General features: G+C 66.9%; 21 protein-coding genes. 14 read left to right on the top strand and 7 right to left on the bottom strand.

Translation table 11 applies throughout. The features are described from left to right. Nucleotides 1–154 precede the first annotated feature (154 nt). From P7644_RS02675 to P7644_RS02660, 4 genes are read left to right on the top strand one after another with little or no spacing between them, the layout of a single operon-like run. Nucleotides 155–913 (top strand): metallophosphoesterase family protein, encoded by a 759-nt coding sequence (locus tag P7644_RS02675; RefSeq protein WP_404301459.1) that lies wholly within the window; start codon nt 155–157, stop codon nt 911–913. A 3-nt stretch (nt 914–916) separates the two neighbouring features. Then, the gene (locus P7644_RS02670) at nt 917–2,356 is read left to right on the top strand and encodes a protein kinase (protein ID WP_404301458.1); all 1,440 of its coding nucleotides are present in this window, start codon (nt 917–919) and stop codon (nt 2,354–2,356) included. A 25-nt stretch (nt 2,357–2,381) separates the two neighbouring features. Next, a complete protein-coding gene (locus P7644_RS02665) occupies nt 2,382–3,425 on the top strand; it encodes a serine/threonine protein kinase (RefSeq protein WP_404301457.1) in 1,044 nt (347 codons plus the stop codon). Nucleotides 3,426–3,430: 5 nt separating this feature from the next. After that, a complete protein-coding gene (locus P7644_RS02660) occupies nt 3,431–3,577 on the top strand; it encodes a hypothetical protein (RefSeq protein ID WP_404303272.1) in 147 nt (48 codons plus the stop codon). A 163-nt stretch (nt 3,578–3,740) separates the two neighbouring features. On the opposite strand, the gene P7644_RS02655 is transcribed toward P7644_RS02660, so the two are convergent. The 4 genes from P7644_RS02655 to htpG form a co-directional block, all read right to left on the bottom strand. Next, nucleotides 3,741–4,973 carry a DUF4382 domain-containing protein gene (locus P7644_RS02655; protein ID WP_404301456.1) on the bottom strand — a complete coding sequence of 411 codons (1,233 nt, stop codon included), beginning with the start codon at nt 4,971–4,973 and terminating at the stop codon, nt 3,741–3,743. 253 nt (nt 4,974–5,226) lie between these two features. Further along, a complete protein-coding gene (locus P7644_RS02650) occupies nt 5,227–6,207 on the bottom strand; it encodes a Bug family tripartite tricarboxylate transporter substrate binding protein (protein WP_404301455.1) in 981 nt (326 codons plus the stop codon). Nucleotides 6,208–6,283: 76 nt separating this feature from the next. Continuing rightward, a complete protein-coding gene (locus P7644_RS02645) occupies nt 6,284–6,715 on the bottom strand; it encodes a hypothetical protein (RefSeq protein WP_404301454.1) in 432 nt (143 codons plus the stop codon). A 26-nt stretch (nt 6,716–6,741) separates the two neighbouring features. Then, nucleotides 6,742–8,706: a molecular chaperone HtpG gene (gene htpG / locus P7644_RS02640; protein ID WP_404301453.1), complete on the bottom strand. Its 1,965-nt coding sequence runs from the start codon at nt 8,704–8,706 to the stop codon at nt 6,742–6,744. Between the two features lie 210 nt (nt 8,707–8,916). On the opposite strand from htpG, the gene P7644_RS02635 reads away from it, so the two are divergent. Genes P7644_RS02635 through P7644_RS02625 form a run of 3 tightly spaced genes read left to right on the top strand, consistent with a single transcriptional unit; the run spans nt 8,917 to nt 10,500 of the window. Next, nucleotides 8,917–9,330: a quinol oxidase gene (locus tag P7644_RS02635; protein WP_404301452.1), complete on the top strand. Its 414-nt coding sequence runs from the start codon at nt 8,917–8,919 to the stop codon at nt 9,328–9,330. A 3-nt stretch (nt 9,331–9,333) separates the two neighbouring features. Continuing rightward, entirely contained in the window at nt 9,334–9,993 is a 660-nt protein-coding gene (locus tag P7644_RS02630) for a DUF1571 domain-containing protein (protein WP_404301451.1), read from the top strand. Nucleotides 9,994–9,996: 3 nt separating this feature from the next. Next, nucleotides 9,997–10,500, top strand: a complete 504-nt coding sequence (locus P7644_RS02625; protein WP_404301450.1) for an SRPBCC family protein — start codon at nt 9,997–9,999, stop codon at nt 10,498–10,500. A gap of 54 nt (nt 10,501–10,554) precedes the next feature. Here P7644_RS02625 and P7644_RS02620 read toward each other — a convergent pair whose 3' ends face one another. From P7644_RS02620 to P7644_RS02610, 3 genes are all read right to left on the bottom strand, one after another. Next, a complete protein-coding gene (locus P7644_RS02620) occupies nt 10,555–11,340 on the bottom strand; it encodes a Crp/Fnr family transcriptional regulator (RefSeq protein ID WP_404301449.1) in 786 nt (261 codons plus the stop codon). A gap of 134 nt (nt 11,341–11,474) precedes the next feature. Next, complete coding sequence (locus P7644_RS02615) at nt 11,475–12,194, bottom strand: general secretion pathway protein GspB (protein ID WP_404301448.1); 720 nt, start codon at nt 12,192–12,194, stop codon at nt 11,475–11,477. Nucleotides 12,195–12,198: 4 nt separating this feature from the next. After that, a complete protein-coding gene (locus P7644_RS02610) occupies nt 12,199–13,923 on the bottom strand; it encodes an ExeA family protein (RefSeq protein WP_404303105.1) in 1,725 nt (574 codons plus the stop codon). 215 nt (nt 13,924–14,138) lie between these two features. Here P7644_RS02610 and P7644_RS02605 point away from each other — a divergent pair, with 215 nt between their 5' ends. The 7 genes from P7644_RS02605 to P7644_RS02575 all read left to right on the top strand — a co-directional run bounded on the left by P7644_RS02605 (nt 14,139) and on the right by P7644_RS02575 (nt 22,764). Beyond that, a complete protein-coding gene (locus P7644_RS02605) occupies nt 14,139–16,058 on the top strand; it encodes an AMP-dependent synthetase/ligase (protein ID WP_404301447.1) in 1,920 nt (639 codons plus the stop codon). Between the two features lie 23 nt (nt 16,059–16,081). Further along, complete coding sequence (locus P7644_RS02600; protein WP_404301446.1) at nt 16,082–16,867, top strand: ABC transporter ATP-binding protein; 786 nt, start codon at nt 16,082–16,084, stop codon at nt 16,865–16,867. A 16-nt stretch (nt 16,868–16,883) separates the two neighbouring features. Next, entirely contained in the window at nt 16,884–17,813 is a 930-nt protein-coding gene (locus tag P7644_RS02595; protein ID WP_404301445.1) for a branched-chain amino acid ABC transporter permease, read from the top strand. Between the two features lie 125 nt (nt 17,814–17,938). Next, nucleotides 17,939–19,015 (top strand): branched-chain amino acid ABC transporter permease, encoded by a 1,077-nt coding sequence (locus P7644_RS02590; protein ID WP_404301444.1) that lies wholly within the window; start codon nt 17,939–17,941, stop codon nt 19,013–19,015. A gap of 76 nt (nt 19,016–19,091) precedes the next feature. Then, nucleotides 19,092–20,417, top strand: coding sequence for an ABC transporter substrate-binding protein (locus P7644_RS02585; protein ID WP_404301443.1), 1,326 nt, complete (start codon nt 19,092–19,094; stop codon nt 20,415–20,417). Nucleotides 20,418–20,615: 198 nt separating this feature from the next. Then, nucleotides 20,616–21,425 (top strand): ABC transporter ATP-binding protein, encoded by an 810-nt coding sequence (locus tag P7644_RS02580; protein WP_404301442.1) that lies wholly within the window; start codon nt 20,616–20,618, stop codon nt 21,423–21,425. Nucleotides 21,426–21,516: 91 nt separating this feature from the next. Further along, nucleotides 21,517–22,764 carry a phenylacetate--CoA ligase family protein gene (locus P7644_RS02575; RefSeq protein WP_404301441.1) on the top strand — a complete coding sequence of 416 codons (1,248 nt, stop codon included), beginning with the start codon at nt 21,517–21,519 and terminating at the stop codon, nt 22,762–22,764. Nucleotides 22,765–22,934 lie beyond the last annotated feature (170 nt).

Below are 22,934 nucleotides of genomic sequence, written 5' to 3'. Positions count from 1 at the left end.
ATCTACCTGTAGGCACAGCATTCTTCAAAAAGGGGATCGCGTGTCGATCCCGGCAGTTGAAAGCATCCTCTACTGTAGTTCCGCGTTTTCCCTAATCCCCCCAGTCCCTCCTTGCAAGCCAGCGCTCAGCCAGTGCCGCCATCATGTCGGGATCATGAAGATCGCCCTGCTCTCCGACATCCACGCCAACCTGCCGGCCCTCGAGGCCTGCCTGGAACATGCCCGCACCCACGGCGCGCAGCAATTTGCCCTGCTCGGCGACCTGGTGGGCTATGGAGCCGACCCGGGCCCGGTACTCGACCGGGTGATGCAACTCGTCACGGGCGGCGCCCTGTGCGTGCGCGGCAACCATGACGCTGCCGCCCTGGCCCCGCCCACAGCCGCCGAAAACCTGGGCGACCAGAGCGCACAGTGGACCGGTCCGCGACTGAATGCGCAGCAGCGCGCCTTCCTGGCCGACCTGCCGCTGACCGCGCGCCTGGGGATGGACGCGCTGCTGGTGCATGCCAGCGCCGACGGCCCCGAGCGCTGGCACTACGTGGCCGACGGCAATGCGGCCGAGCGCTCCATGGCCGCGGCCACGCGTATCGACCCGGCGATCCGCTACGTGTTCAGCGGCCATGTGCATGAGCAGGCGCTGTACTTCCTCACGCCCACGGCCAAGCTGATGCGCTTCTCCCCACAGCCGGGCGTGCCCGTGCCCGTGCCGCCGCACCGGCAATGGCTGGCTCTCGTGGGCTCGTGCGGCCAGCCACGCGACGGCGACACGCGCGCCATGTATGCGCTGTTCGACGCCGACGCCGCCACCATCACCTTCCAGCGCGTGCCCTACGACCACATGGCGGCCGCGGCGGCGGTGCGCGCCGGCGGCCTGCCCGCGTTCTTTGCCGATCGGCTGGAAAAGGGGCGCTAGACGATGAAACTGCTGGAACCCGGCACCGAGATCGACGGCTTCGTGGTGCACGAGTGCATCCACGCGGGCGGCATGGCCCATATCTACCGCGTGGGCTATGCCAGCGCGGCGCGCAATCCGGGCTTTCCACTGGCCATGAAGATCCCGCGCATGACGGCCGGCGACGGCGCGGAGAACATCGTCAGCTTCGAGGTCGAGCTGACCATATTGCCCACGCTTTCGGGCCAGCACGCACCGCGCTTCGTGGCCGCGGGCGATCTGATGCGCCTGCCCTATCTGGTCATGGAATATGTGCCTGGAGACACGCTGCAGCACTGGCTGGACCGGCACCCGCCCGGCGACACCACGGCGCGCAGCGCGGACACCATTGCCCGCATCGGCGGCGCCATGGCCATCGCGGCGCACAGCATCCACCAGCAGAACGTCTGCCACCTCGACCTCAAGCCCGCCAACGTGCTGCTGCGCCCCGATGGCAGCGTGGTGCTGCTGGACTTCGGCCTGTCCTGCCACGCGCACTACCCCGACCTGCTGGCCGAGGAGCTGCGCAAGGCCGTGGGCTCGCCCACCTGGATCGCGCCCGAACAGGTGGTGGGCGTGCGCGGCGACCTGCGCAGCGACATCTTCGCCATCGGCGTCATGCTCTACGAGATGGCCACGGGCGAGCTGCCCTTCGGCGCGCCCGGCACCGATGGCGGCATGCGCCAGCGCCTGTGGATGACGCCCGCGCCGCCGCGCCAGCACCGCCCCGACCTACCCGAATGGCTGCAGGAGGTGATCCTGCGCTGCCTGGAGCCCGAGGCCGCGCAGCGCTACCCCTCGGCCGCACATCTGGCCTTCGACCTGGCGAATCCCGACCAGGTGCCCCTCACCGAGCGCGGGCGGCGCCTGCGCGGGCCGGGGCCGTGGGCACATTTCAAGCGCTGGATCAAGGCCGCGGGCATGCATTACCAGCCCAGCCCACTGCCCGCGCGCCAGATCGCGGAGGTACCCATCCTCATGGTCGCCGTGCCGCACGAGGACGTGCAGGACGCCACGCTGTACTCGCTGCGCGAGGCGGCGGCGCGCTCGTTGGGCATCCGCCCGGGCGCGCGCCTGGCCTGCGTGTCGGTGATCTCGCCCTCGGCCAGCAGCACCTCGGACAGCCAGCGCAGCGAAACCATGCTGCACCGCCAGCACCTGTCGCGCCTCAAACAATGGGCCACGGGGCTCGATCTCTCGCGCCACAGCGCCAGCTTCCATGTGCTGGAGGCCAGCGACGTGGCCCAGGCCCTGGTGCGCTTCGCCGAGGCCAACCGCGTGAGCATGATGATCCTGGGCGCGGCCACGCACGGGCTGCAGCTGCAGCGCTTCATCGACACCGTGCCGATCCGCGTGGCGCGCGACGCGCCCTGCACCGTCATCCTGGTCAAGCAGCAGCTGCCGTTCGAGCAGCTGAGCCAGTGAGGCGGGCAGGCGCGACAATCGGCGCATGACCCTGCCCCACCCCCACGACGACGCACCCCACCCCTACGCCCGCCTCACGCCCGACCTGGTGCTGGACGCGCTGGCCGGCGTGGGCCTGTATGGCGACGGCCGCATGATGGCCCTGGGCTCGTACGAAAACCGCGTCTACCAGGTCACGCTGGAGGACGGCAGCCGCGTGGTGGCCAAGTTCTACCGCCCCGGGCGCTGGAGCGAGGCGCAGATCCTGGAGGAGCACGCCTTCGCCCTGGAGCTGGCCGCGGCCGAGGTGCCCGTGGTCGCGCCGCTACTCCTGCAAGGCCGCAGCCTGCACCAGCACGCGGGCTTCATGTTTGCCGTCAGCCCCTGGCGCGGCGGGCGCACGCCCGAACTCGACGATTTCGAGGTGCTGGAATGGCTGGGCCGCTACCTGGCGCGCATCCACAACGTGGGCGCGGCCCGGCCCTTCGCGCAGCGCCCGCGGCTGGATCTGCAAAGCTTCGGCCAGGAGCCGCGCGACTGGCTGCTGGACGCGCAGATCATTCCCATGGATCAGCAGTTCGCCTGGCGCGACGCCTGCGACGAAGCTATTGAATTGATAGCCATCAGCGCTTACCCATCAAGCGCTACATGCCAATTTGGTTTAAATAACGCCAGCACCATCCGCCTGCACGGCGACTGCCACCCGGGCAATGTGCTGTGGACGCCCGTCGATGACGCCGGCCATGGCGGCCCGCATTTCGTGGACCTGGACGACGCGCGCATGGGCCCGGCCGTGCAGGACCTGTGGATGCTGCTGTCGGGCGACCGGCGCCAGCGCACGCTGCAGCTCTCGGCACTGCTGGACGGCTACGAACAACTGCGGGCCTTCGACCGGCGCGAACTGGCGCTGATCGAGCCGCTGCGCACCCTGCGCCTGATCCACTACAGCGCCTGGCTGGCACGGCGCTGGGCCGACCCGATCTTCCCGCTCAACTTCCCCTGGTTCGGCAGCAGCGACTACTGGCGCGGGCAGGTAGACATGCTGCGCGAACAGATTGAGGCCATGCGGGAGGAGCCACTGACCGCGTGACAGCGGTGGATTCCTCGATGCCAGGAAAAAGACATGAGCTTGAAGCAAATCCAGCAACAAAATGCCGTTCACTGGCTGAAGTGAACGGCATTACCGCTGATGCGGTTCTTTTATGTGGACAAGGCTCTCAGCAATTGCCTTTCTTTGCCTGACCCGGCGGGCAGAAATTGCCCCCACCTCTAGGGCTGTCCACTATGACAGCACCACTTGGGGTATAGACAGCACACCCGCCCAGCAGGGTGCTCACAACCACCAGGAGTCCTAAAAGTTGCTTCATCGTTGATCCTTGTTATTTGATTTCTTTATCTTGCCTCCTCAGGGTGCCAGCTCCAGCTTCTTGGTTGTGACGCTATTGGGGGTGGTCAGTGTGACTGCCGGTGCGGTGTTCTGGATGGTGTAGCCGGTTGCGCTGCCCAAGATGTTGTACTGGCCTGCTACTGCGGTATCTGCGGTGAACATCAACGGGCCGTTCGCTACGTATGGAGCTTTATTGGGTGCAACCAGAGGAAGGGCCAGGCTATAGCTTGCATTGGTGGGATCGACCAAGGTCCATGCGACATCCAGCTTCTGGCCTGCACTGAGTACCTGCTGGGCATTCACGGCAGCGTCCGTCAAAGGCGTGTTGGACGCATTTGTCACGGTGCCCGAGACGATCGCCGATGCGGATGCAAGCATCGGGATCGGGGTTGTCGGTGTGTTGAGCGTTGTGGTGCCGGCGGCGATCGATACCGGCACGCCAGTCACCGCTGCGGTGGTCAGGTTCTGGCCTGCGACCACCACGGTGTAGTTGGTGTGTTCCGGCAGATAGGCCAGCACGAACTTGCCCGTGGTGGCATTCGGCACCGTGGCGCGGAGGTTGTTGTCCGGGTCACGCGTGGACACCACGACGCTGGAGGCCAGAGCCGGATCCACATAGCCCACAATCTCTGTGGTCAGCCGCTTTATCACGGCAACCACGGGCTTCAGGTTGTAATTGCCGGAGTTGCCAGCCTTGACGATGGACTTGCAGGCATCGAAGTCCAGCACCATATCGGCAACCTGGCCACCCGTCACATTGAAGTTGGCCTTCAGCTTGAAACCACTCTGCTGGCCGCTGGGCGTGGTCAGCGCGATCTCGTTGGTCGAACCCAATGGCACCAGGGCATTTGCCAGCGGATTGGCCGGCGTCGGCTTGGAAGGGTTGTCGGCCAGCACCAGACGGATCTGCTGGTAGTTGCCAGCCGGTAGCGGCAGTGTTCCCAGCTCTTGTAGTACGCCATTCGTCAGCCCGAACAGGTCAATGCGCCGGGGTGGAATAAGCAGTTCGCTCCAGCCGGCGTCGCCGCTGTCCGCCGAGGCGCTCTGATGTACGCGGATTTTGGTGACGGTGACGTAGACATGGTCATAGCCACACGCTGGCGCATCGGTCATGGCCAGCTTGAGCGAGCCTTGCTGAGAGGCGTTGTCGCCACCACCCCCTCCGCCGCACGCTGCCAAGCCAGCAGCAATCAAGCCCATTCCAGACCAGCCCAGGGCCTTGGCAGGCCAAATTGCGCGTGCATTCCTCATGCAACACCTTCTTGATAATTCAGACAGCGCAATGCTAAAAGGCCCTTTAAACGCCGTGTTACGGCTCGTAGCGATCTGTCTTTTGCTGGTCTATGAATCGACCAGATCATGCAATGCATTTAGTAGCAAAATGCCCAGGCTTGGCTCGACAAGCTCTATCTTTGATCAGGACTGGCGCGTCAGGTGGCCATGCTGCATAAACAGCAAGCGGCCATGCGGGATGAGCCGCTGGCCGCCTGAAAGCCCGCCGCAATCAATCCATCTTGGCGCCGGAGATCTTCACCAGCTTCTGGATCACCGGGTCCACGGCGTCGAAATCCTTGCGGAACTGCTCCGCCCCGCCCTTGACCGCCTCCAGGCCAAAGACCTGGAAGCGCGCCTTCATGGCGGTGGAATGGATGATCTCCACGGCCTCTTTTTCCAGCCGCTGGACTATGGGCTTGGGCGTGCCCGCGGGCGCCAGCAGGGTGAACCAGGCGACGGTGTTGAATTCGGGGTCAGGAAAGCCCTGCTCGGCCATGGTGGCCACGTCGGGCAGCTCGGCCAGGCGCTTGGGGCCGAAGATGGCAATAGGCCGCACGCGCTGGTCCTTGAGCACGCCCTGGGCCGCCGCGATCGTGCCCAGGCCCCAGGGCACCATGCCGGCGGCCAGGTCCTGGATATGCGGCGCCTCGCTCTTGTACGGGATGTGGGTCATGTCCAGCTTGCGCGAGTCGCTCAGATAGGCGCTCATCAGGTGCCCGGCCGAACCCTGGCCGTAGGAGCCATAGTTGAGCTTGCCCTTGTTCTGCTGCGCCCAGGCCATGAATTCCTTCATGTTCTTCACCGGCACATTGGCATTCACCATCATCACCAGGCTGGTGGCCGCCAGCTGGGTGATGAACTCGAAGTCCTTGCGGATGTTGTAGGGCACCTTGGCGAAGATGTGATGGGCGTAGAACACGGGCGTGGAATAGGCCACCAGCAGCGTGTAGCCGTCGGGCGCGGCGCGGGCCACGGCCTGGGTGCCGAGCATGCCCGATGCCCCCGTCTTGTTGTCCACTATCACCGCCTGGCCCAGGCGCTTGCCCAGCTCATCGGCCAGCACGCGCGCCACCACGTCCGTGCCGCCGCCGGCGCCGGCCGGCACCACCAGGGTGATGGGGCGGCTGGGGTAGCTGCCCGTCTGCGCCTGTGCGGCCCCCGCAAAACCCAGGGCCAGGGCCACGGCGGCCAGTACGGTCTTGATCCTCATGCAGCGTCTCCTATCCAAAAAGGAAACGATGGTGCAGGCACAAGTGGCCCGCCGCCATTGGGGGATACCTGCAGCGTCAGCAGCCCCCCTCGACCTTGCAGGCGGGGACGATATGGCCGCTGGAGTCGCGCCACTGGATGTGGCCGCTTTCAGTGCCTGGCGCGGGCCGTGCAGGCGCCATGGGCTGCGCCGGATCATGCAGCACGGTCGATGCACCCACGCCTGCGCCCACGCGCGCCCCGCCCACGCCGGTGGCTGCGCCTACGCCCGCGCTGCCCGTCACCTGCCCGCGCTGGTTCACCCCGACGCCTACGCCTACGGGCCCAGCGCCCACACCCACGCCGGCGCTGACGCCGCCTGTGCCGACACCCACGCCCACCGAGACCGGGCCTACGGGGATGCCGATGCCCACGCCGCCCCCCACCGACCCGCAGCCCGGCAGCATGGCGGTCAGCGCCAAAGCCAGAGCCAGTGCGCTGCGGGGCTGGGCATTCGATGCGGTCAGCATGGGGGCATGCCTTTGCGCAAAACCGCTTACACCAGCAGCGCGTTCACGCGCTTGACGTAGGCCGCCGGGTCTTCGGGCAGGCCGCCCTCGGCCAGCAGCGCCTGGTCGAACAGGATCTGCGCCAGGTCGTGGAAATGCACGCTGCCATCGAGCTTCTTCACCAGCGCGTGCTCGGGGTTCACCTCCAGCACCGGCTTGGCGTCGGGCGCGCTCTGGCCGGCCTGCTTTAGCAGGCGCGCCAGCTGCGTGCTCATGCCGCCGTCCTGCACCACCAGGCAGGCGGGCGAATCGACCAGGCGGGTGGTCACGCGCACGTCCTCGGCCTTGTCCTTGAGGGCTTCCTTGAGCTTGGCGAGCACGGGCTTAAACTGCTCGGCGGCCTCTTCTGCGGCCTTTTTCTCGGCCTCGTCCTGCAGTTTGCCCAGGTCCACGGCGCCCTTGGCCACGCTTTGCAGCGGCGTGCCGTCGAAGTCGTGCAGGTAGTTCAGCGCCCACTCGTCCACGCGGTCGGTCATCAAGAGCACCTCGATGCCCTTCTTCTTGAAGACTTCGAGCTGCGGGCTGTTCTTGGCGGCGGCCAGGGTGTCGGCGGTGATGTAGTAGATGGCCTCCTGGCCTTCCTTCATGCGCGCCTTGTAGTCGGCAAAGCCCACGCTGGGCGTGTCGCTGGTGGTGCTGGCAAAGCGCAGCAGCTTGGCCAGGCGCTCGCGGTTGGCGAAGTCCTCGCCCAGGCCCTCCTTGAGCACGGCGCCGAACTCGGCGTAGAACTGGCTGTACTTGCCTTCCTTGGCCTTGTCCTCCTCGCTGACCACATCCGTCACGCCATCGGCGCCTTCGGCCGCCGCCTCGTGCCTGTCGTGCTTGGCCAGGTCTTCGAGCATGGACAGCACGCGCTTGACCGAGCCGTCGCGGATCAGGCGCACGTCGCGGCTCTCCTGCAGCAGCTCGCGGCTCACGTTCAGCGGCAGGTCGCTGGAGTCGATCACGCCCTTGACGAAGCGCAGGTACTGCGGCATCAGCGCCTCGGCGTCGTCCATGATGAACACGCGCTTCACGTAGAGCTTCACGCCCGCCTTCTTGTCGCGGTTCCACAGGTCGAACGGCGCCTTGGCCGGGATGTACAAGAGCTGCGTGTACTCGGTGTTGCCCTCGACGCGGTTATGGCTCCAGGTCAGCGGCGGCTCGAAGTCGTGCGAGATCGACTTGTAGAACTCCTGGTACTGCTCGGCCGTGATGTCCTTCTTGGGCCGCGTCCACAGGGCGCTGGCCTTGTTCACCGTCTCCCAGTCGCCGGTCTTGACCATGGCGCCGGGTTCGCCCTCTTTCTCGCCCTCCTTCCACTCCTCCTTCTCCATGAGGATGGGCAGGCTGATGTGGTCGGAGTATTTGCCGATGATCTGCTTGAGCTGCCAGGCGTTGAGGTATTCCTCGGCATCATCGCGCAGGTGCAGGATCACGCTGGTGCCGCGCTGCTTGCGCTCGATCTGCTCGACTTCGAAGTCGCCCGCGCCGGCGCTCGTCCAGCGCACGCCCTCGCCGGCCGCCAGACCCGCGCGGCGGCTCTCCACGGTGATCTTGTCGGCGACGATGAAGCCCGAGTAAAAGCCCACGCCGAACTGGCCGATGAGCTGGCCCTGCTCGCTGGCCGTGGCCTTCTGGTCGCCCGACAGGCGGCTCATGAAGTCCTTGGTGCCGCTCTTGGCGATGGTGCCCAGATGGTCGATGGCCTCCTGCGTGCTCATGCCGATGCCGTTGTCGGTGATGGTCAGGGTGCGCGCCGCCTTGTCGAAGGACACGCGCACCTCCAGGTTGGGCTGGTCTTCGTACAGCCCGGCGTCGTTCAGCGCCTCGAAGCGCAGCTTGTCGCAGGCGTCGCTGGCGTTGGAGACCAGCTCGCGCAGGAAGATTTCCTTGTTCGAGTACAGCGAATGCGTGACCAGATGCAGCAGTTGTGCGACCTCGGCCTGAAAGGAATGGGTGTGCTTGCTCATGGGAGTGGTACGGATCGGATTAGAAATGAAGCTAGCCAGGATTTCCGGCACGGCCGGAACGCCCCCGCATCTGGGGGCGAAACGGCGCGCTTCAAGGGCGGGGGTTCGAGGCGCATTGAATCGCGCGGCGGCCGGTGTGAAAATGCACCGGCACGGGCGATTTTCGCCCCACGCGCGGCCCGCTTCTGGCATCTGCTTGGGAGGCCCCTCATGTCCCGCATCGTCCCCGGTTTGGCTGGCCGCACCCTGGCGATCGCGGCCTTGTGGCTGCTGGCGGGCACGGCCGCCGCGCAGGAGGTCCCGGCCAGGGCCGACGCCGATGGCGTGCAGCACATCACCATCGTCGGCGGCAGCTATTTCTTTCGGCCGGCGCAGATCGTGGCGCGCGCCAACCAGCCGCTGGAGATCACCTTGAGCGTCGAGCCCGGCCTGATTCCACACCGCTTCGTGCTGGAAGGCCCCGACGGCCAGCGGCTGGCCGACAGGCCACTGGACACCCAGGAGCAGACCCTGCGCCTGACCCTGCCGGCGGGGAGCTACGCGTTCTACTGCCCCAACCGGCTGCTGCTGTTCCAAAGCCACCGCCAGCATGGCATGGCCGGCGTGCTGCAGGTGCAGGAGTAGCGCATGGCCTGGCGCTGGCCCCTCCTGGCGCTGCTGTTCCTGCCCCCGACCGCCATGGCCTACCCGCCGACCGCCCCGCCCGCCGACCCTTTGGGCGCCGCCGAGGCCTGCTTCGAGGCCTTGCACAGCTACCAGGTCACGCTGCGCGCTACCGACGCCGCGGGCGCGCGCGAGGTGATCCGCTACGCCTTCCGCAAGCCCGGCTGGGTGCGCATGGACTTCGAGCAGCCACACCGCGGCGCCGTGCTGGTCTATGCGCCCGACACCGGCCGCGTGCGCCTGTGGCCCTTCGGCCTGGGGTATTGGCCGCGGCTGGACCTGGCGCCGGACCATCCGCTGCTGCGCAACCCGCGCGGCCACCGCGTCGACCGCTCGGACGTGGGCGTGCTGCTGGCCCACATGCGCGCGCTGCGCGAGCGCGGCAGCGCCATGCCGCTGGGCGACGCGCAGCTGGCCGGGCAAGCGGCCACCGGCCTGGAGATCACCGGCCCGGCCGGTGGCCGCGCCGACGCGGTGCAGCGCTACCGCGTCTGGCTGGCGCAGGGCAGCGGCTTCCCGCTGCGCGTGGACAGTTTCGGCGCCGACGGCGGCCTGATCGAATCCGTGGACATGAGCGACGCGCGCATCGACCCGCCCCTGCCCGATCGCTTTTTTACGCCCTGAGCCATGCCTGCGGCCAACGCCACCCTGTACCGGCTGACCACGCAGTGGCGCTTCGCGGCGCCGCTGGACGCGGTCTGGGCCGCCATCGCCGATGCGGAGCACTGGCCCCTGTGGTGGCCGGGCATCGAGGTCGTGACGCTGGAACCCGGCGACGCCCAGGGCCTGGGCGCCCTGCGTCGCTACCGCTGCCGCGGCGCCCTGCCCCTGCGGCTGTGTTTCACCGCCCGGGTCACGCACATCGTGGCGCAAGAGCTGATCGAGGGGCGGGCCTGCGGCGACCTCACCGGCCTGGGCCGCTGCCGCCTGAGCCATGCCCTGGGGCAGACCCGCGTGTGCTTTGACTGGCGCGTGCACACCAGCGGCCTGCGGCTGAGCCAGCTCGCGCGGCTGGCCCAGCCCCTGCTGCGCTGGAACCACGACCGGCTGATGCGGGCCGGCGGCCTCGGGCTGGAGCGCTATCTGGCCCGCGCCGCGGCCGGCAACGTTCTCAAAAACAAGAGCGCATAGCGCTTGTACCCTGGCGCTTTCAGGCTGTTTGGCCTTTGAAACGCCTTCATGATCTCAAAAGATAGTGGACGGCGCCTCCACGCCCGGTGCTGCCCTGCGGCGTACGCTCCCGCCCTCATCGGCGGCGCCGCGCACGAACGGGTTGCCGCGCAGCGCCTGCAGGTCGAGCACGCGCAGGCCGCCATACTCCACGCAGATCGCGCCCTGCTCCTGCAATACGGCCAGGGCCTCGTTCACGCGCTGGCGCGACAGGCCCACCAGGTAGGCCAGCTCTTGCTGGGTGATGCGCAGCACCTCGCCCACGCCAGGGTAGAGCACGGGGTTGAACAGCGCCGCCAGATTGCGCGCCACGCGCAGGTCGGGGTTGGTCAGGCGGTCGATCTCGCGCACCGCGATGAACTGGCCCAGGCGCTCGTTGAGCTGGTTCATGACGAAGCGGTTGAAGCCTATGGAATGGTCCAGCAGCCAATGAAAGGTGTCGATCGGCAGGCCCGCGACCACGCTTTTGCGCAGGGCCTGCACGTTGTAGCGATAGGGCTCGCGCTTGACGGCCGTGCCCTCGCCAAACCAGCCGCCCGGCGGCAGGCCGGCCAGGGTCATGCTGGCGCCATCGACGTTGTCGGTGTTCATCTTCAGCAGCCCCTGCACCACGCCAAACCAGTAGGTCACGGGCCGCCCCACGCGGCACACATAGTCGCCAGGGCTGGCATCGCCCACGACCACGGTGGCCACGGCGCGCTCACGCTCGGTGGGCAGCAGCCGTGCCAGCCAGGGAATGCCGTCCAGCTCCTGGGCGGTGGGCGGGCGGCGGCGCTGGTGCAGGGAGAGTTCTTGGCTCATGGGCCAGAGCATGGCGTCAAAGCCTGCGCACCGGCAGCGGGAATACCACGAAAACCCGGTCGACACACATCATTTTGATAGCTTTGAGCGCTTACCAGATAAGCGCCAGAGCCATATTTTCGTTGAAACCCTGCTCATCTGGACGGCAGCGCGTAGCGATAGCCGCGAAACGCCCAGACCGTGCGGCCGGGCTCGATGCGCTCCAGCACCAGGCCCGGCGCCGCCTGGTCGCCCTCGTGCAGCACCTGGTCGTTGACGATGGCCATGCGGTACTGCGGGTTGGAGGAATAGGTCACACCGGCCAGCTGCAGCGTGGGCAGCTGCTCGCGCACGGCCGGCGGCAGGTCGGCCTGGGCAAACACCGGGGCGGCGGTTTCGCTTGCCGGGGGCGGGGTTTTGGCGGGCTCGCTCCTGGGCGCGGCGGCCGGTTTTTCGGCGGCGCGGCGCTCGGCCCGTGCGGGCGGCGGCGCAGGGGTGCGCGGCGCGGCGCGCTCCTGGCGGGGCAGCGCGGGGGGCGATGCGGCGGCCGGCACAGGCGCCGGGGCCGCATCCATTGCCGCAGCGGCCACCACCGGCGCACTGATTGGCGTACTTACGTGCGGGCTGGCTGGCGCCTGGGCCATGGCGGCCACGGAAGCCGCCGGCGCTGCCGGCGTGCGCCACAGCCACCAGCCAGCGCCGGCCAGGCCCACGGCCAGGAGCAGCGCCGCCAGCGCCCAGGCCGCGCCGCGCGCCGGGCCCGCGTCCGCCACGGGCAGGCCCGTCACCGGTGTGGCCGGCGTATGCAGGCCGGGCACGCTGCCCCGGCCGCGCTCGGCCTGGGCGCGCCGCAGGGCATCAAGAATGTAGGACATGGGTTCAGCCTCCGCTGCGCAGACGGGGTTCTTGTATGCCGGCGGCGCGGTTGAGCATCATCAGGGTCATGGGGCCCGCCTGACCGTCGGGCGTGAGGCCCTGGTTCAGCTGGAATTGATGGATGTATGCGCGCCGCTGCTCTGGCGTCACGCCGCGCGCCCCGGCCGGGGCGGCGCCGGCCAAGGCCAGCTGCCGGTCCAGCCAGGCGGCGCCGGCGGCCGTCGCGGCCGCGTCGTCCCCGTTGGGCAGGTTGGCGGGCGCCTTCCACAGCGTGACGATCTCGCCGCGCCACAGCAGCGCCAGCTCGGCCACCGGCACCTGCAGCATGGCGCCGTCCACGCCCGCCAGCGTGGCCTGGTCGCCATCCAGCCGGCGCAGCAGGGCCGCCACGGCACGCTGTGCGCCATCCGCGGCACCGGCCGCCTGCAGGGCGAGCAACGCCGGCCGGTCGAGCTGGCGCAGCAGGCTCAGGCTGGCACGGCGCTGGCGATAGCAGCGCAGGCCCTCCGGCGCCAGCCAGGTGCAGGGATCGGCCACCTGCGCCGGCAGGCTGGCCTGCCACGCCTGGGCCAAGGCCTGCCAGCCGGCGGGGCTGCCGGCGGCAGGCTGGGCCGCGAGAAACTGCGTCAGCGCCTCGGCGGTGGCCGCGGTGGCAGGCTCCGCGGGCACGGTGGGCGGCGCAGCGACAGGCTCGGGCCGCGCCGCCGCGGCGGCCTGCGGCGCGGCGGCAACCGCAGGAGCGCCCGCCTGCAGCGCCTTGCGCTGCGCATCCACGGCCGGCACAGGCCCCCCCCCCAGGACCCAGCCCAGGGCGCCCGCGGCGGTCGCACCCGCCAGACCGCCCAGGCCGGCAAACCACCAGCGCCCACTCTTGCCCTGGTGCCACAGGGCCGCCGCAGTGCCGCGAGGGACATCGAACACCTCGCGCGCGGCCTGGCGCACGACGGCGTCGCTGACCTCGCGCGCGCCCGCGGCATAGGCCCCGAGCAACGCACGGTCGCACAGCAGGTTGATGCGCCGCGGCACGCCCCCGGTGAGCGCATGCACGCGCGCCAGCGCACGGCGCGCAAAAGGCAGCGGCCCCTGCAGCCCGGCCACGGCCAGGCGGTGGGCGATGTACTGGCGCGTCTCCTCGCGGCTCAGCGCCTGCAGGTGGTAGCGCGCAATGACGCGTTGCGCCAGCTGCTCCAGCTCAGGCGCAGCCACCATGGTGCGCAGCTCGGGCTGGCCGATGAGGATGATCTGCAGCAGCTTGCGCTCGCTGGTCTCCAGGTTGGTCAGCAGGCGCAGCTGCTCCAGCAGGTCGGGCGCAAGGTTCTGCGCCTCGTCGATGATGAGCACGTTGTTGCGCCCCGCGGCATGCTCGCGCAGCAGGAAGGCATTGAGCGGATCCAGGCCATCCTTCACGGTTTCTGCGCCAGGGGCGTTCGCCTGGTGCGCCACGCCGAATTCATCGCAGATGGAGCGCAGCAGCTCGGGCACGGTGAGCTTGGGATTGAAGATGTAGGCCACGTTGCAGTGCCCCGGAATCTGCTCCAGAAAGCAGCGGCACACGGTGGTCTTGCCGGTGCCGATCTCGCCCGTGAGCAACACGAAGCCGCCGCCCGCATCCAGCCCGTAGAGCAGATGCGCCAACGCCTCGCGGTGGCGCTCGCTCATGAACAGGTAGCGCGGGTCGGGCGCTATGGAAAACGGCGCATGCTGCAGGCCAAAGAACGGGGCATACATGACGGCGAGGATACCCGCCATCGGCAGCCGCCGCGCGCACGGGAAGTAACACGCCGCAGCCATGGCCGCGCTCAGGGTTTGACCTTTAAGGATTAACCCGGAAATTGTCGCCGCAAAGACATGATGACGTCAAAGCCCCTCCTAGCATTGCCTGCAATCCTGCGCTGGCATGCATTGGCTTGCCAGCCCCTCCACAGATTCCCATAGGAACAGGAATGACGACCACATTCCCCCACTTGCTGCTGCAGCACGCCGCCCAACGGCCCGATGCGCCGGCCCTGCGCGAAAAAGAATATGGCATCTGGCAGACCTGGAGCTGGCAGAGGGCGGCCGCCGAGGTGCGCCACATGGCCTGCGGCCTGCTGTCGCTGGGCTTTGCCAAGGGGCAGAACCTGGCGCTGATCAGCGACAACCGGCCGCATGTGTACATGGGCTTCATCGCCGTGCAGAGCATTGGCGGGGTGCCGATTCCGCTGTACCAGGACGCGGTGGCCGGCGAGATGAGCTTTGTCATCGAAGACGCCGACATCCACTTCGCGTTTGCTGAAAACCAGGAGCAGGTGGACAAGCTGCTGGAGGTGCGCGACGCCGTGTCCGGCCTGACCCACATCATCTATGACGACCCGCGCGGCCTGCGCCACTACGACCAGCCCGGCCTGATCAGCACCGCCGAGCTGATGACCAAGGGCCGGGAATGGGACCAGGACCACCCCGGCGTATGGGAGTCCATGATCGAGGGCCTCAGCCCGCAGGACGTATCGGTGATCCTCTACACCTCGGGCACCACGGGCAAGCCCAAGGGCGTGTGCCAGACGCACGCGGCCTTCATCGGCGCTGCCAGCGGCGCCGCCGAGGTGGACAAGCTGGGGCCCAATGACAGCATCATCTCCTACCTGCCGCCGGCCTGGGTGGGCGACCACCTGTTCTCGCTGGCGCAGTGGCTGGTGGCGGGCTACACCATCAACTGCCCGGAGTCGGCCGCCACCGTCAGCATCGACATGCGCGAGATCGGCCCGACCTACTACTTCGCGCCGCCGCGCGTGTTCGAGGGCATGCTGACCTCGATCCAGATCCGCATGGAGGACGCCGCCCCCTTCAAGCGCCGCCTGTACGAAAAGGCCATGCAGCTGGCGCACCGCGTGGGCTCGGACATCCTGGACGGCAAGCCCGTGGGTGCGTTCGACCGCCTGAAGTACCGCCTGGCCGACTTCGCCGTGTACGGGCCGCTGCGCAACGTCATGGGGCTGTCGCGCATCCACGTGGCCTATACCGCGGGCGCGGCCATCGGGCCGGAGCTGTTCCGTTTCTTCCGCTCGATCGGCATCAACCTGAAGCAGTTTTACGGCCAGACCGAGACCTGTGCCTATGTCTGCCTGCAGCGCGACGGTCAGGTCGATCTGAACACCGTGGGCCAGGCGGCGCCGGGCATCGAGCTCAAGCTGGCGGACAACGGCGAGGTGCTGGTCAAGGGCGTGTCAGTGCTCAAGGAGTACTACAAGCGCCCCGACGCCACGGCCGAGGTGATCGATGCCAACGGCTGGTTCCACACCGGCGACGCCGGCGTGATCGACGCCCAAGGCCAGTTGCGCATCATCGACCGCGCCAAGGACGTGGGCAAGCTGGCGGGCGGCGCCATGTTTGCGCCCAACTACATCGAGAACAAGCTCAAGTTCTTCCCGCACGTGAAGGAGGCGGTGTGCTTCGGCCACGACCGCACCCAAGTCTGCGCCTTCATCAACATCGACTTCGACGCCGTGGGCAACTGGGCCGAGCGGCAGAACCTGCCCTATGCCGGCTATGTGGACCTGGCCTCCAAGGCCAAGGTACTGGAGCTGATCGCCGACTGCGTGGCCCAGGTGAATGCCGACCTGGCGCGCGAGCCCGGCATGGCCGACACCCAGGTGGCGCGCTTCCTGGTGCTGCACAAGGAACTGGACCCGGACGACGACGAGCTCACGCGCACGCGCAAGGTGCGGCGCAACTTCATCGCCGACAAATACGGCGTGCTCATCGACGCGCTGTACGCGGGCAAGAACGAGCAGTTCATCGAGACCCAGGTGAAATTCGAAGACGGACGCAAGGGCAGTGTCAGCGCCACGCTGAAGATCATCGACGCCAAGACCACCGCCGCCTGACACACCAACCAAGGCCCCAGACAATGACCAGCAAGAAGATTGGCGACGTCATCCTCGACGTCAAGAACATCAGCCTGCGCTTTGGCGGCGTGAAGGCGCTGACGGACATCTCGTTCAACGTGCGCGAGCACGAGATCCGCTCCATCATCGGCCCCAACGGTGCGGGCAAGAGCTCCATGCTCAACTGCATCAACGGCGTCTACACCCCGCAGGAGGGCTCCATCACCTTCCGCGGCCAGACCTTCAGCCACATGAACAGCCGCCAGGTGGCGGAGATGGGCGTGGCACGCACCTTCCAGAATCTGGCGCTGTTCAAGGGCATGAGCGTGATCGACAACATCATGACCGGGCGCAACATGAAGATCAAAAGCAACATCCTCATGCAGGCGTTGCGCTGGGGCCCGGCCGAGCGCGAGGAGATCGCGCACCGCGAGAAGGTCGAGCACATCATCGACTTCCTGGAGATCCAGGCGCACCGCAAGACGCCCGTGGGCCAGCTGCCCTACGGCCTGCAAAAGCGCGTGGACCTGGGCCGCGCCCTGGCCATGGAGCCGCAGATGCTGCTGCTCGACGAGCCCATGGCCGGCATGAACGTGGAGGAAAAGCAGGACATGTGCCGCTTCATCCTCGACGTGAACGACGAGTTCGGCACCACCATCGTGCTCATCGAGCATGACATGGGCGTGGTCATGGACATCTCCGACCGCGTCGTGGTGCTGGACTACGGCAAAAAGATCGGCGACGGCGCGCCTCAAGAAGTCCGCGACAACGAAGACGTGATCCGAGCCTATCTGGGCACCAGCCACTGAGGCGGGAGACAAGCAAATGGCATTCTTTCTTGAAACACTGATCGGCGGCCTGATGGCCGGCATGCTGTATTCGCTGGTGGCGCTCGGCTTCGTGCTGATCTTCAAGGCCTCGGGCGTATTCAACTTCGCACAGGGAGCCATGGTGCTGTTCGCGGCGCTGGCCATGGCACGCTTTTCCGAGTGGATACCGAAGTGGACCGGCATCGACAACGCCATCGTGGCCAACCTCGCTGCCTTCCTGATCGCCGGCCTGTTCATGTTCGCCGTCGCCTGGCTCATCGAACGCCTGGTGCTGCGCCACCTCGTGAACCAGGAGGGCGCCACGCTGCTCATGGCCACGCTGGGCATCACCTACTTCCTCGAAGGCCTGGGCCAGACCTTCTTCGGCAGCGACATCTACAAGATCGACGTGGGCATGCCCAAGGATCCGGTGTTCCTGCTCGACTCCATATTCCAGGGCGGCGTGCTGGTGAACAAGGAGGATGTGATCGCCGCCGCCATCGCCGCCGCGCTGGTGCTGCTGCTGAGCCTGTTCTTTCAGAAGACCAAGACCGGCCGCGCCCTGCGCGCCGTGGCCGACGACCACCAGGCTGCACAGTCCATAGGCATTCCGCTCAACCATATCTGGGTCATCGTCTGGTGCGTCGCCGGCGTCGTGGCCCTGGTGGCCGGGATGATCTGGGGCTCCAAGCTGGGCGTGCAGTTCTCGCTGACCACCGTGGCGCTGCGCGCCCTGCCGGTGGTGATCCTGGGCGGCCTGACCTCCGTGCCCGGCGCCATCATCGGCGGCCTGATCATCGGCGTGGGCGAGAAGCTCTCCGAGGTGTACCTGGGCCCCTTCGTCGGTGGCGGCATCGAGATCTGGTTCGCCTATGTGCTGGCCCTGGTGTTCCTGCTGTTCCGTCCCCAGGGGCTGTTCGGCGAAAAGATCATCGATCGCGTATGACATACGCGATCAACCCGAAGGGTTCTTCGCCGCAGGCAAAGGATGAACTTTCAGCGAAGACTAACTTTGCAACGCAAAGTTAAGCGAAGCGTGTCGTAGCTCAAAGATAGATTGAAGGACAAATAATGTACTACCGCGAAAACGGCCAGTTCAAGACCACCTACAAGGCCGACCAGCAGATCTTTCCCATCGCCCAGGACCGCATCGCCATCTGGCTGCTTCTGGCCGCGGCCTTTGTGCTCGTGCCAATGCTGGCCAGCGACTATCTTTACCGCGCCATCCTGATCCCGCTGGTCATCATGTCGATGGCGGCCCTGGGCGTGAACATCCTCGTGGGCTACTGCGGCCAGATCTCGCTGGGCTCGGGCGCCTTCATGGCCGTGGGGGCCTATGGCGCGTTCAACTTCTTCGTGCGCTTTCCCGGCCTGCCCTTGATTCCCGCGCTGATCCTGGGTGGACTGTGCGCCACCTTCTTCGGCATCCTGTTCGGCCTGCCCAGCCTACGCGTCAAGGGCCTGTACCTGGCCGTGGCCACGCTGGCCGCACAGTTCTTCAGCGACTGGATGTTCCTGCGCATCAAGTGGTTCACCAACAACTCGGACTCAGGTTCGGTCTCGGTGAGCAACCTGCAGGTCCTGGGCCTGCCCATCGACAGCGCAGCGAGCAAATACCTGTTCTGCCTGGCCCTGCTGGTGGTAGTGGCCCTGCTGGCCAAGAACCTGGTGCGCGGCGCCATCGGCCGCGAGTGGATGGCCATCCGCGACATGGACGTGGCGGCCTCGGTGATCGGCATCCGCCCCATGTACGCCAAGCTGTCGGCCTTTGCCGTGAGCAGCTTCATCGTCGGCATGGCCGGTGCGCTGTGGGCCTTCGTGCATCTGGGCTCGTGGGAGCCTGCGGCGTTCTCCGTCGAGGTGTCGTTCCGCCTGCTGTTCATGGTCATCATCGGCGGCCTGGGCTCCATCATGGGCGCCTTCTTCGGCGCGGCCTTCATCGTGGTGCTGCCCATCTTCCTGAACCAGTTCCTGCCCGCCCTGGCCGGCCTGTTCGGCATGGAGATCTCCACGGCCGCGGTTTCGCATGCCGAGCTGATGATCTTCGGCGCTCTGATCGTGTGGTTCCTCATTGTCGAGCCCCACGGCCTGGCCAAGCTCTGGTCCATAGGCAAGCAGAAGATGCGTGTCTGGCCCTTCCCGCATTGAGATTTTTGCAAGCAGTGTTCCGCGCCCACCGGCGCAATTGAGGCGACTTTCCATCCATCAACAAGGAGACATGATCATGAAACTCAACCGACTCGCCCTGGCCGCCACCGTGGCCTGCACCCTGGCAGGTTTTGCCGGGGCCGCCGCCGCACAGGCCAAGGAACAGTTCTTCCCCCTGCTGTCCTACCGCACCGGCCCCTACGCCCCCAACGGCACGCCCTGGGCCAACGGCAAGCAGGACTACATCAAGCTCATCAATGCCCGTGACGGCGGCATCAACGGCGTCAAGCTGACCTTCGAAGAATGCGAAACCGGCTACGCCACCGACCGTGGCGTGGAGTGCTACGAACGCCTCAAGAGCCGTCCTGGCGTGTCGCTGTTCGATCCGCAATCGACCGGCATCACCTTCGCCCTGACCGAGAAGGCTCCGGCCGACAAGATCCCGCTGATGACGCTGGGCTATGGCCTGTCGGTCTCGCAGGACGGCATGGCGTTCAAGTGGAACTTCCCCTTCATGGGCAGCTACTGGACTGGCGCCGACATCCTGATCCAGCACATCGGCAAGAGCCTGGGCGGCATGGACAAGCTCAAGGGCAAGAAGATCGCCCTCGTCTACCACGACAGCCCGTTCGGCAAGGAACCCATCCCGCTGCTGCAGGAACGTTCCAAGATGCACGGTTTCGAGCTGCAGATGCTGCCGGTGACGGCGCCCGGCGTGGAGCAGAAGGCCACCTGGCTGCAGGTGCGCCAGAGCCGCCCCGACTTCGTGCTGCTCTGGGGCTGGGGCGTGATGAACTCCACCGCCCTGAAGGAAGCCCAGGCCACGGGCTATCCGCGCGACAAGATGTACGGCGTGTGGTGGGCCGGTGCTGAACCCGACGTGCGCGACGTGGGCGATGGCGCCAAGGGCTACCACGCGCTGGCGCTCAACGGCCACGGTCAGCAGTCCAAAGTCATGCAGGACATCCTCAAGCATGTGCATGACAAGGGCCAGGGCACGGGCCCCAAGGACGAAGTCGGCTCGGTGCTGTACACCCGCGGCGTCATCATCCAGATGCTCAGCATCGAGGCCGTGCGCCGCGCGCAGGAGCGCTTCGGCAAAGGCAAGGTCATGACCGGCGAGCAGGTGCGCTGGGGCATGGAGAACCTGGCGCTCGACCAGAAGAAGCTCGACGCCCTGGGCTTCAACGACCTGATGCGCCCGCTGTCCACCAGCTGCAACGACCACATGGGCTCAACCTGGGCGCGCGTACACAGCTGGGATGGCAAGAAGTGGAACTTCGCGTCCGACTGGTACCAGGCTGACGAACAAATCATCAAGCCCATGGTCAAGTCCGGCTCCGAGAAGTACCTGGGCGACAAGAAGATGCAGCGCCGCGACGCGGCCGACTGCCAGAGCTAAGGCATCCCCCTGAGGCGCTGCGCGCCTTCCCCCTTCTCTCGGCTTCGCCGGTAAGGGGGGCGACGCCAGCGCTGCGGGGCGGCCCTTGCGCGGCGTCCGCGCGCCCGGGCCGCACCAGTTTTCACCGGCTGTATTCACAGCCGCCAACCGAAAGGGTTGTGCCGCAACCCTTTCGATTGGCACAGCGAAGGCAACACCATGGATTCCAAAAACATCGTTCTCAACGTCAACGGCATCGAGGTCATCTATAACCACGTGATCTTGGTGCTCAAGGGCGTCTCGCTGCAGTTGCCCGAGAAAGGCATCGTCGCCCTGCTCGGCGGCAACGGCGCGGGCAAGACCACCACGCTGCGCGCCATCTCCAACCTGCTCAAGGGCGAGCGCGGCGAGGTGACCAAGGGCAGCATCGAGCTGCGCGGCGAGCGCATCGAGAACCTCTCACCAGCCGATCTGGTCCGACGCGGCGTGGTCCAGGTCATGGAGGGGCGCCACTGCTTCGCCCACCTGACCATAGAGGAGAACCTGCTGACCGGCAGCTACACGCGCACGGACAAGGGCGAGATAGCGGCCAACCTGGAGAAGGTCTACAACTACTTCCCGCGCCTGAAGACGCGGCGCACCAGCCAGGCCGCCTACACCTCGGGCGGCGAGCAGCAGATGTGCGCCATCGGCCGCGCCATCATGTGCAACCCCAACATCGTGCTGCTGGACGAACCTTCCATGGGCCTGGCGCCACAGATCGTGGAAGAGGTGTTCAACATCGTGAAGGATCTCAACGCCAAGGAAGGCACTACCTTCCTGCTAGCCGAGCAGAACACCAACATGGCGCTCAAATACTCGGACTACGGCTACATCATGGAAAGCGGGCGCATCGTCATGGACGGCCCGGCCCAGGAGCTGGCCAACAACGAGGACGTAAAGGAGTTCTACCTGGGCGTGGGCGGCGGCGAAAGGAAGAGCTTCAAGGACGTCAAGAGCTACAAGCGGCGCAAGCGCTGGCTGGCCTGATTGCCAATATTTTCATAGCTACTGGCGCACACCCTGTATGCGCTAGCGGCATTTTTTACCCCAATTTTTGAAACGCACAGGAGACCATGGGATGAGCCAGCACTACGACGCCCTGGAAACCCGCAGCCCGCAGGAGCGCGAAGCCGCCCTGTTGGCCGCGCTGCCGCAGCAGATCGCCCACGCCCAAAAGTCCAGTGCGGCCTTTGCCAGCATCCTGGCCGGGGTGGACGCCGCCGCCATCACCAGCCGTGCGGCGCTGGCCGGACTGCCCGTGACGCGCAAATACGAGCTGCTGGAGCGCCAGCAGGCCGAGCGCACGCACAACGCCTTTGGCGGCTTTGCCAGCATAGGCTTTGGCGCCGCCATGCCGCGCGTGTTCGCCAGCCCCGGACCCATCTACGAGCCCGAGGGTGCGCGAGCCGACTACTGGCGCATGGCCCGCGCCCTGCATGCCGCCGGTTTTCGCGCCGGCGAGCTGGTGCACAACTGTTTTTCCTACCACTTCGTGCCCGCAGGCTCGATGATGGAAACGGGCGCTCACGCCCTGGGCTGCACGGTGTTTCCCGGCGGCACGGGCCAGACCGAGCAGCAGGTGCAAGCCATGGCCGAGCTCAAGCCCGCGGGCTACATCGGCACGCCCAGCTTCCTGAAGATCATTCTGGAAAAGGCCGCCGAGATGGGGGTGCAGCTGCCCAGCCTGAGCAAGGCCCTGCTCTCGGCCGAGGCCTTCCCACCCTCGCTGCGCGACTGGTTCGCCGAGCGGGGCGTGACGGGCTACCAGTGCTACGGCACGGCCGACCTGGGCCTGATCGCCTACGAAACCGAGGCGCGCGAGGGCCTGGTGCTCGACGAGGGTGTGATCGTCGAGATCGTGCGCCCCGGCACGGGCGACCCCGTGCCCGAGGGCGAGGTGGGCGAGCTGGTCGTGACCACGCTCAACCCCGATTACCCGCTGATCCGCTTCGGCACCGGCGACCTGTCGGCCGTGCTGCCCGGCACCTGCCCCACGGGCCGCAGCAACACCCGCATCAAGGGCTGGCTCGGCCGCGCCGACCAGACCACCAAGGTGCGCGGCATGTTCGTGCACCCGGGCCAGGTGGCGCAGGTCGTGAAGCGCTTCCCGCAGATCACCAAGGCGCGCCTGGTGGTCAGCGGCGAGATGGCCAATGACCAGATGGAGCTGCAGGTCGAGACCACCGAGACCGCCCCCGGCCTGGCGCAGCTGCTGCAGGAAGCCCTGCGCGAAGTCACCAAGCTGCGCGGCGAGGTGCAGATGCTGCCGCCGGGCAGCCTGCCCAATGACGGCAAGGTCATAGAGGACGCGCGCAGCTACCGTTGATTCCATTTCCAAATCATTCGTGTCTAGGAGCCTGTTTGCGGCCGGCACGACCGGGCGCGCCAGTCACCTGCAAGCCTGGTGTCAGCTGCTTGCGTACACTGCGCGCGCCCGAGGGGACAGCACCCATGCGCGGAATCGGTGTTTTCATGCATCGACCGCCTCCCCCTCTT

Origin of the sequence: Alicycliphilus denitrificans (assembly GCF_044792555.1) — a bacterium.
GTDB lineage: Bacteria > Pseudomonadota > Gammaproteobacteria > Burkholderiales > Burkholderiaceae_C > Alicycliphilus > Alicycliphilus denitrificans_A.
The sequence above is the reverse complement of the archived record's forward strand: the minus strand, read 5'-3'. Positions and strand labels throughout refer to the sequence as shown.

What these genes read in the sequence shown, in the direction of transcription:
- P7644_RS02675 (WP_404301459.1), top strand. Translation starts at nt 155, where the DNA reads ATGAAGATCGCCCTGCTCTCCGACATCCACGCCAACCTGCCGGCCCTC.
- P7644_RS02670 (WP_404301458.1), top strand. Translation starts at nt 917, where the DNA reads ATGAAACTGCTGGAACCCGGCACCGAGATCGACGGCTTCGTGGTGCAC.
- P7644_RS02665 (WP_404301457.1), top strand. Translation starts at nt 2,382, where the DNA reads ATGACCCTGCCCCACCCCCACGACGACGCACCCCACCCCTACGCCCGC.
- P7644_RS02655 (WP_404301456.1), bottom strand. Translation starts at nt 4,973, where the DNA reads ATGAGGAATGCACGCGCAATTTGGCCTGCCAAGGCCCTGGGCTGGTCT.
- P7644_RS02650 (WP_404301455.1), bottom strand. Translation starts at nt 6,207, where the DNA reads ATGAGGATCAAGACCGTACTGGCCGCCGTGGCCCTGGCCCTGGGTTTT.
- P7644_RS02645 (WP_404301454.1), bottom strand. Translation starts at nt 6,715, where the DNA reads ATGCTGACCGCATCGAATGCCCAGCCCCGCAGCGCACTGGCTCTGGCT.
- htpG (WP_404301453.1), bottom strand. Translation starts at nt 8,706, where the DNA reads ATGAGCAAGCACACCCATTCCTTTCAGGCCGAGGTCGCACAACTGCTG.
- P7644_RS02635 (WP_404301452.1), top strand. Translation starts at nt 8,917, where the DNA reads ATGTCCCGCATCGTCCCCGGTTTGGCTGGCCGCACCCTGGCGATCGCG.
- P7644_RS02630 (WP_404301451.1), top strand. Translation starts at nt 9,334, where the DNA reads ATGGCCTGGCGCTGGCCCCTCCTGGCGCTGCTGTTCCTGCCCCCGACC.
- P7644_RS02625 (WP_404301450.1), top strand. Translation starts at nt 9,997, where the DNA reads ATGCCTGCGGCCAACGCCACCCTGTACCGGCTGACCACGCAGTGGCGC.
- P7644_RS02620 (WP_404301449.1), bottom strand. Translation starts at nt 11,340, where the DNA reads ATGAGCCAAGAACTCTCCCTGCACCAGCGCCGCCGCCCGCCCACCGCC.
- P7644_RS02615 (WP_404301448.1), bottom strand. Translation starts at nt 12,194, where the DNA reads ATGTCCTACATTCTTGATGCCCTGCGGCGCGCCCAGGCCGAGCGCGGC.
- P7644_RS02610 (WP_404303105.1), bottom strand. Translation starts at nt 13,923, where the DNA reads ATGTATGCCCCGTTCTTTGGCCTGCAGCATGCGCCGTTTTCCATAGCG.
- P7644_RS02605 (WP_404301447.1), top strand. Translation starts at nt 14,139, where the DNA reads ATGACGACCACATTCCCCCACTTGCTGCTGCAGCACGCCGCCCAACGG.
- P7644_RS02600 (WP_404301446.1), top strand. Translation starts at nt 16,082, where the DNA reads ATGACCAGCAAGAAGATTGGCGACGTCATCCTCGACGTCAAGAACATC.
- P7644_RS02595 (WP_404301445.1), top strand. Translation starts at nt 16,884, where the DNA reads ATGGCATTCTTTCTTGAAACACTGATCGGCGGCCTGATGGCCGGCATG.
- P7644_RS02590 (WP_404301444.1), top strand. Translation starts at nt 17,939, where the DNA reads ATGTACTACCGCGAAAACGGCCAGTTCAAGACCACCTACAAGGCCGAC.
- P7644_RS02585 (WP_404301443.1), top strand. Translation starts at nt 19,092, where the DNA reads ATGAAACTCAACCGACTCGCCCTGGCCGCCACCGTGGCCTGCACCCTG.
- P7644_RS02580 (WP_404301442.1), top strand. Translation starts at nt 20,616, where the DNA reads ATGGATTCCAAAAACATCGTTCTCAACGTCAACGGCATCGAGGTCATC.
- P7644_RS02575 (WP_404301441.1), top strand. Translation starts at nt 21,517, where the DNA reads ATGAGCCAGCACTACGACGCCCTGGAAACCCGCAGCCCGCAGGAGCGC.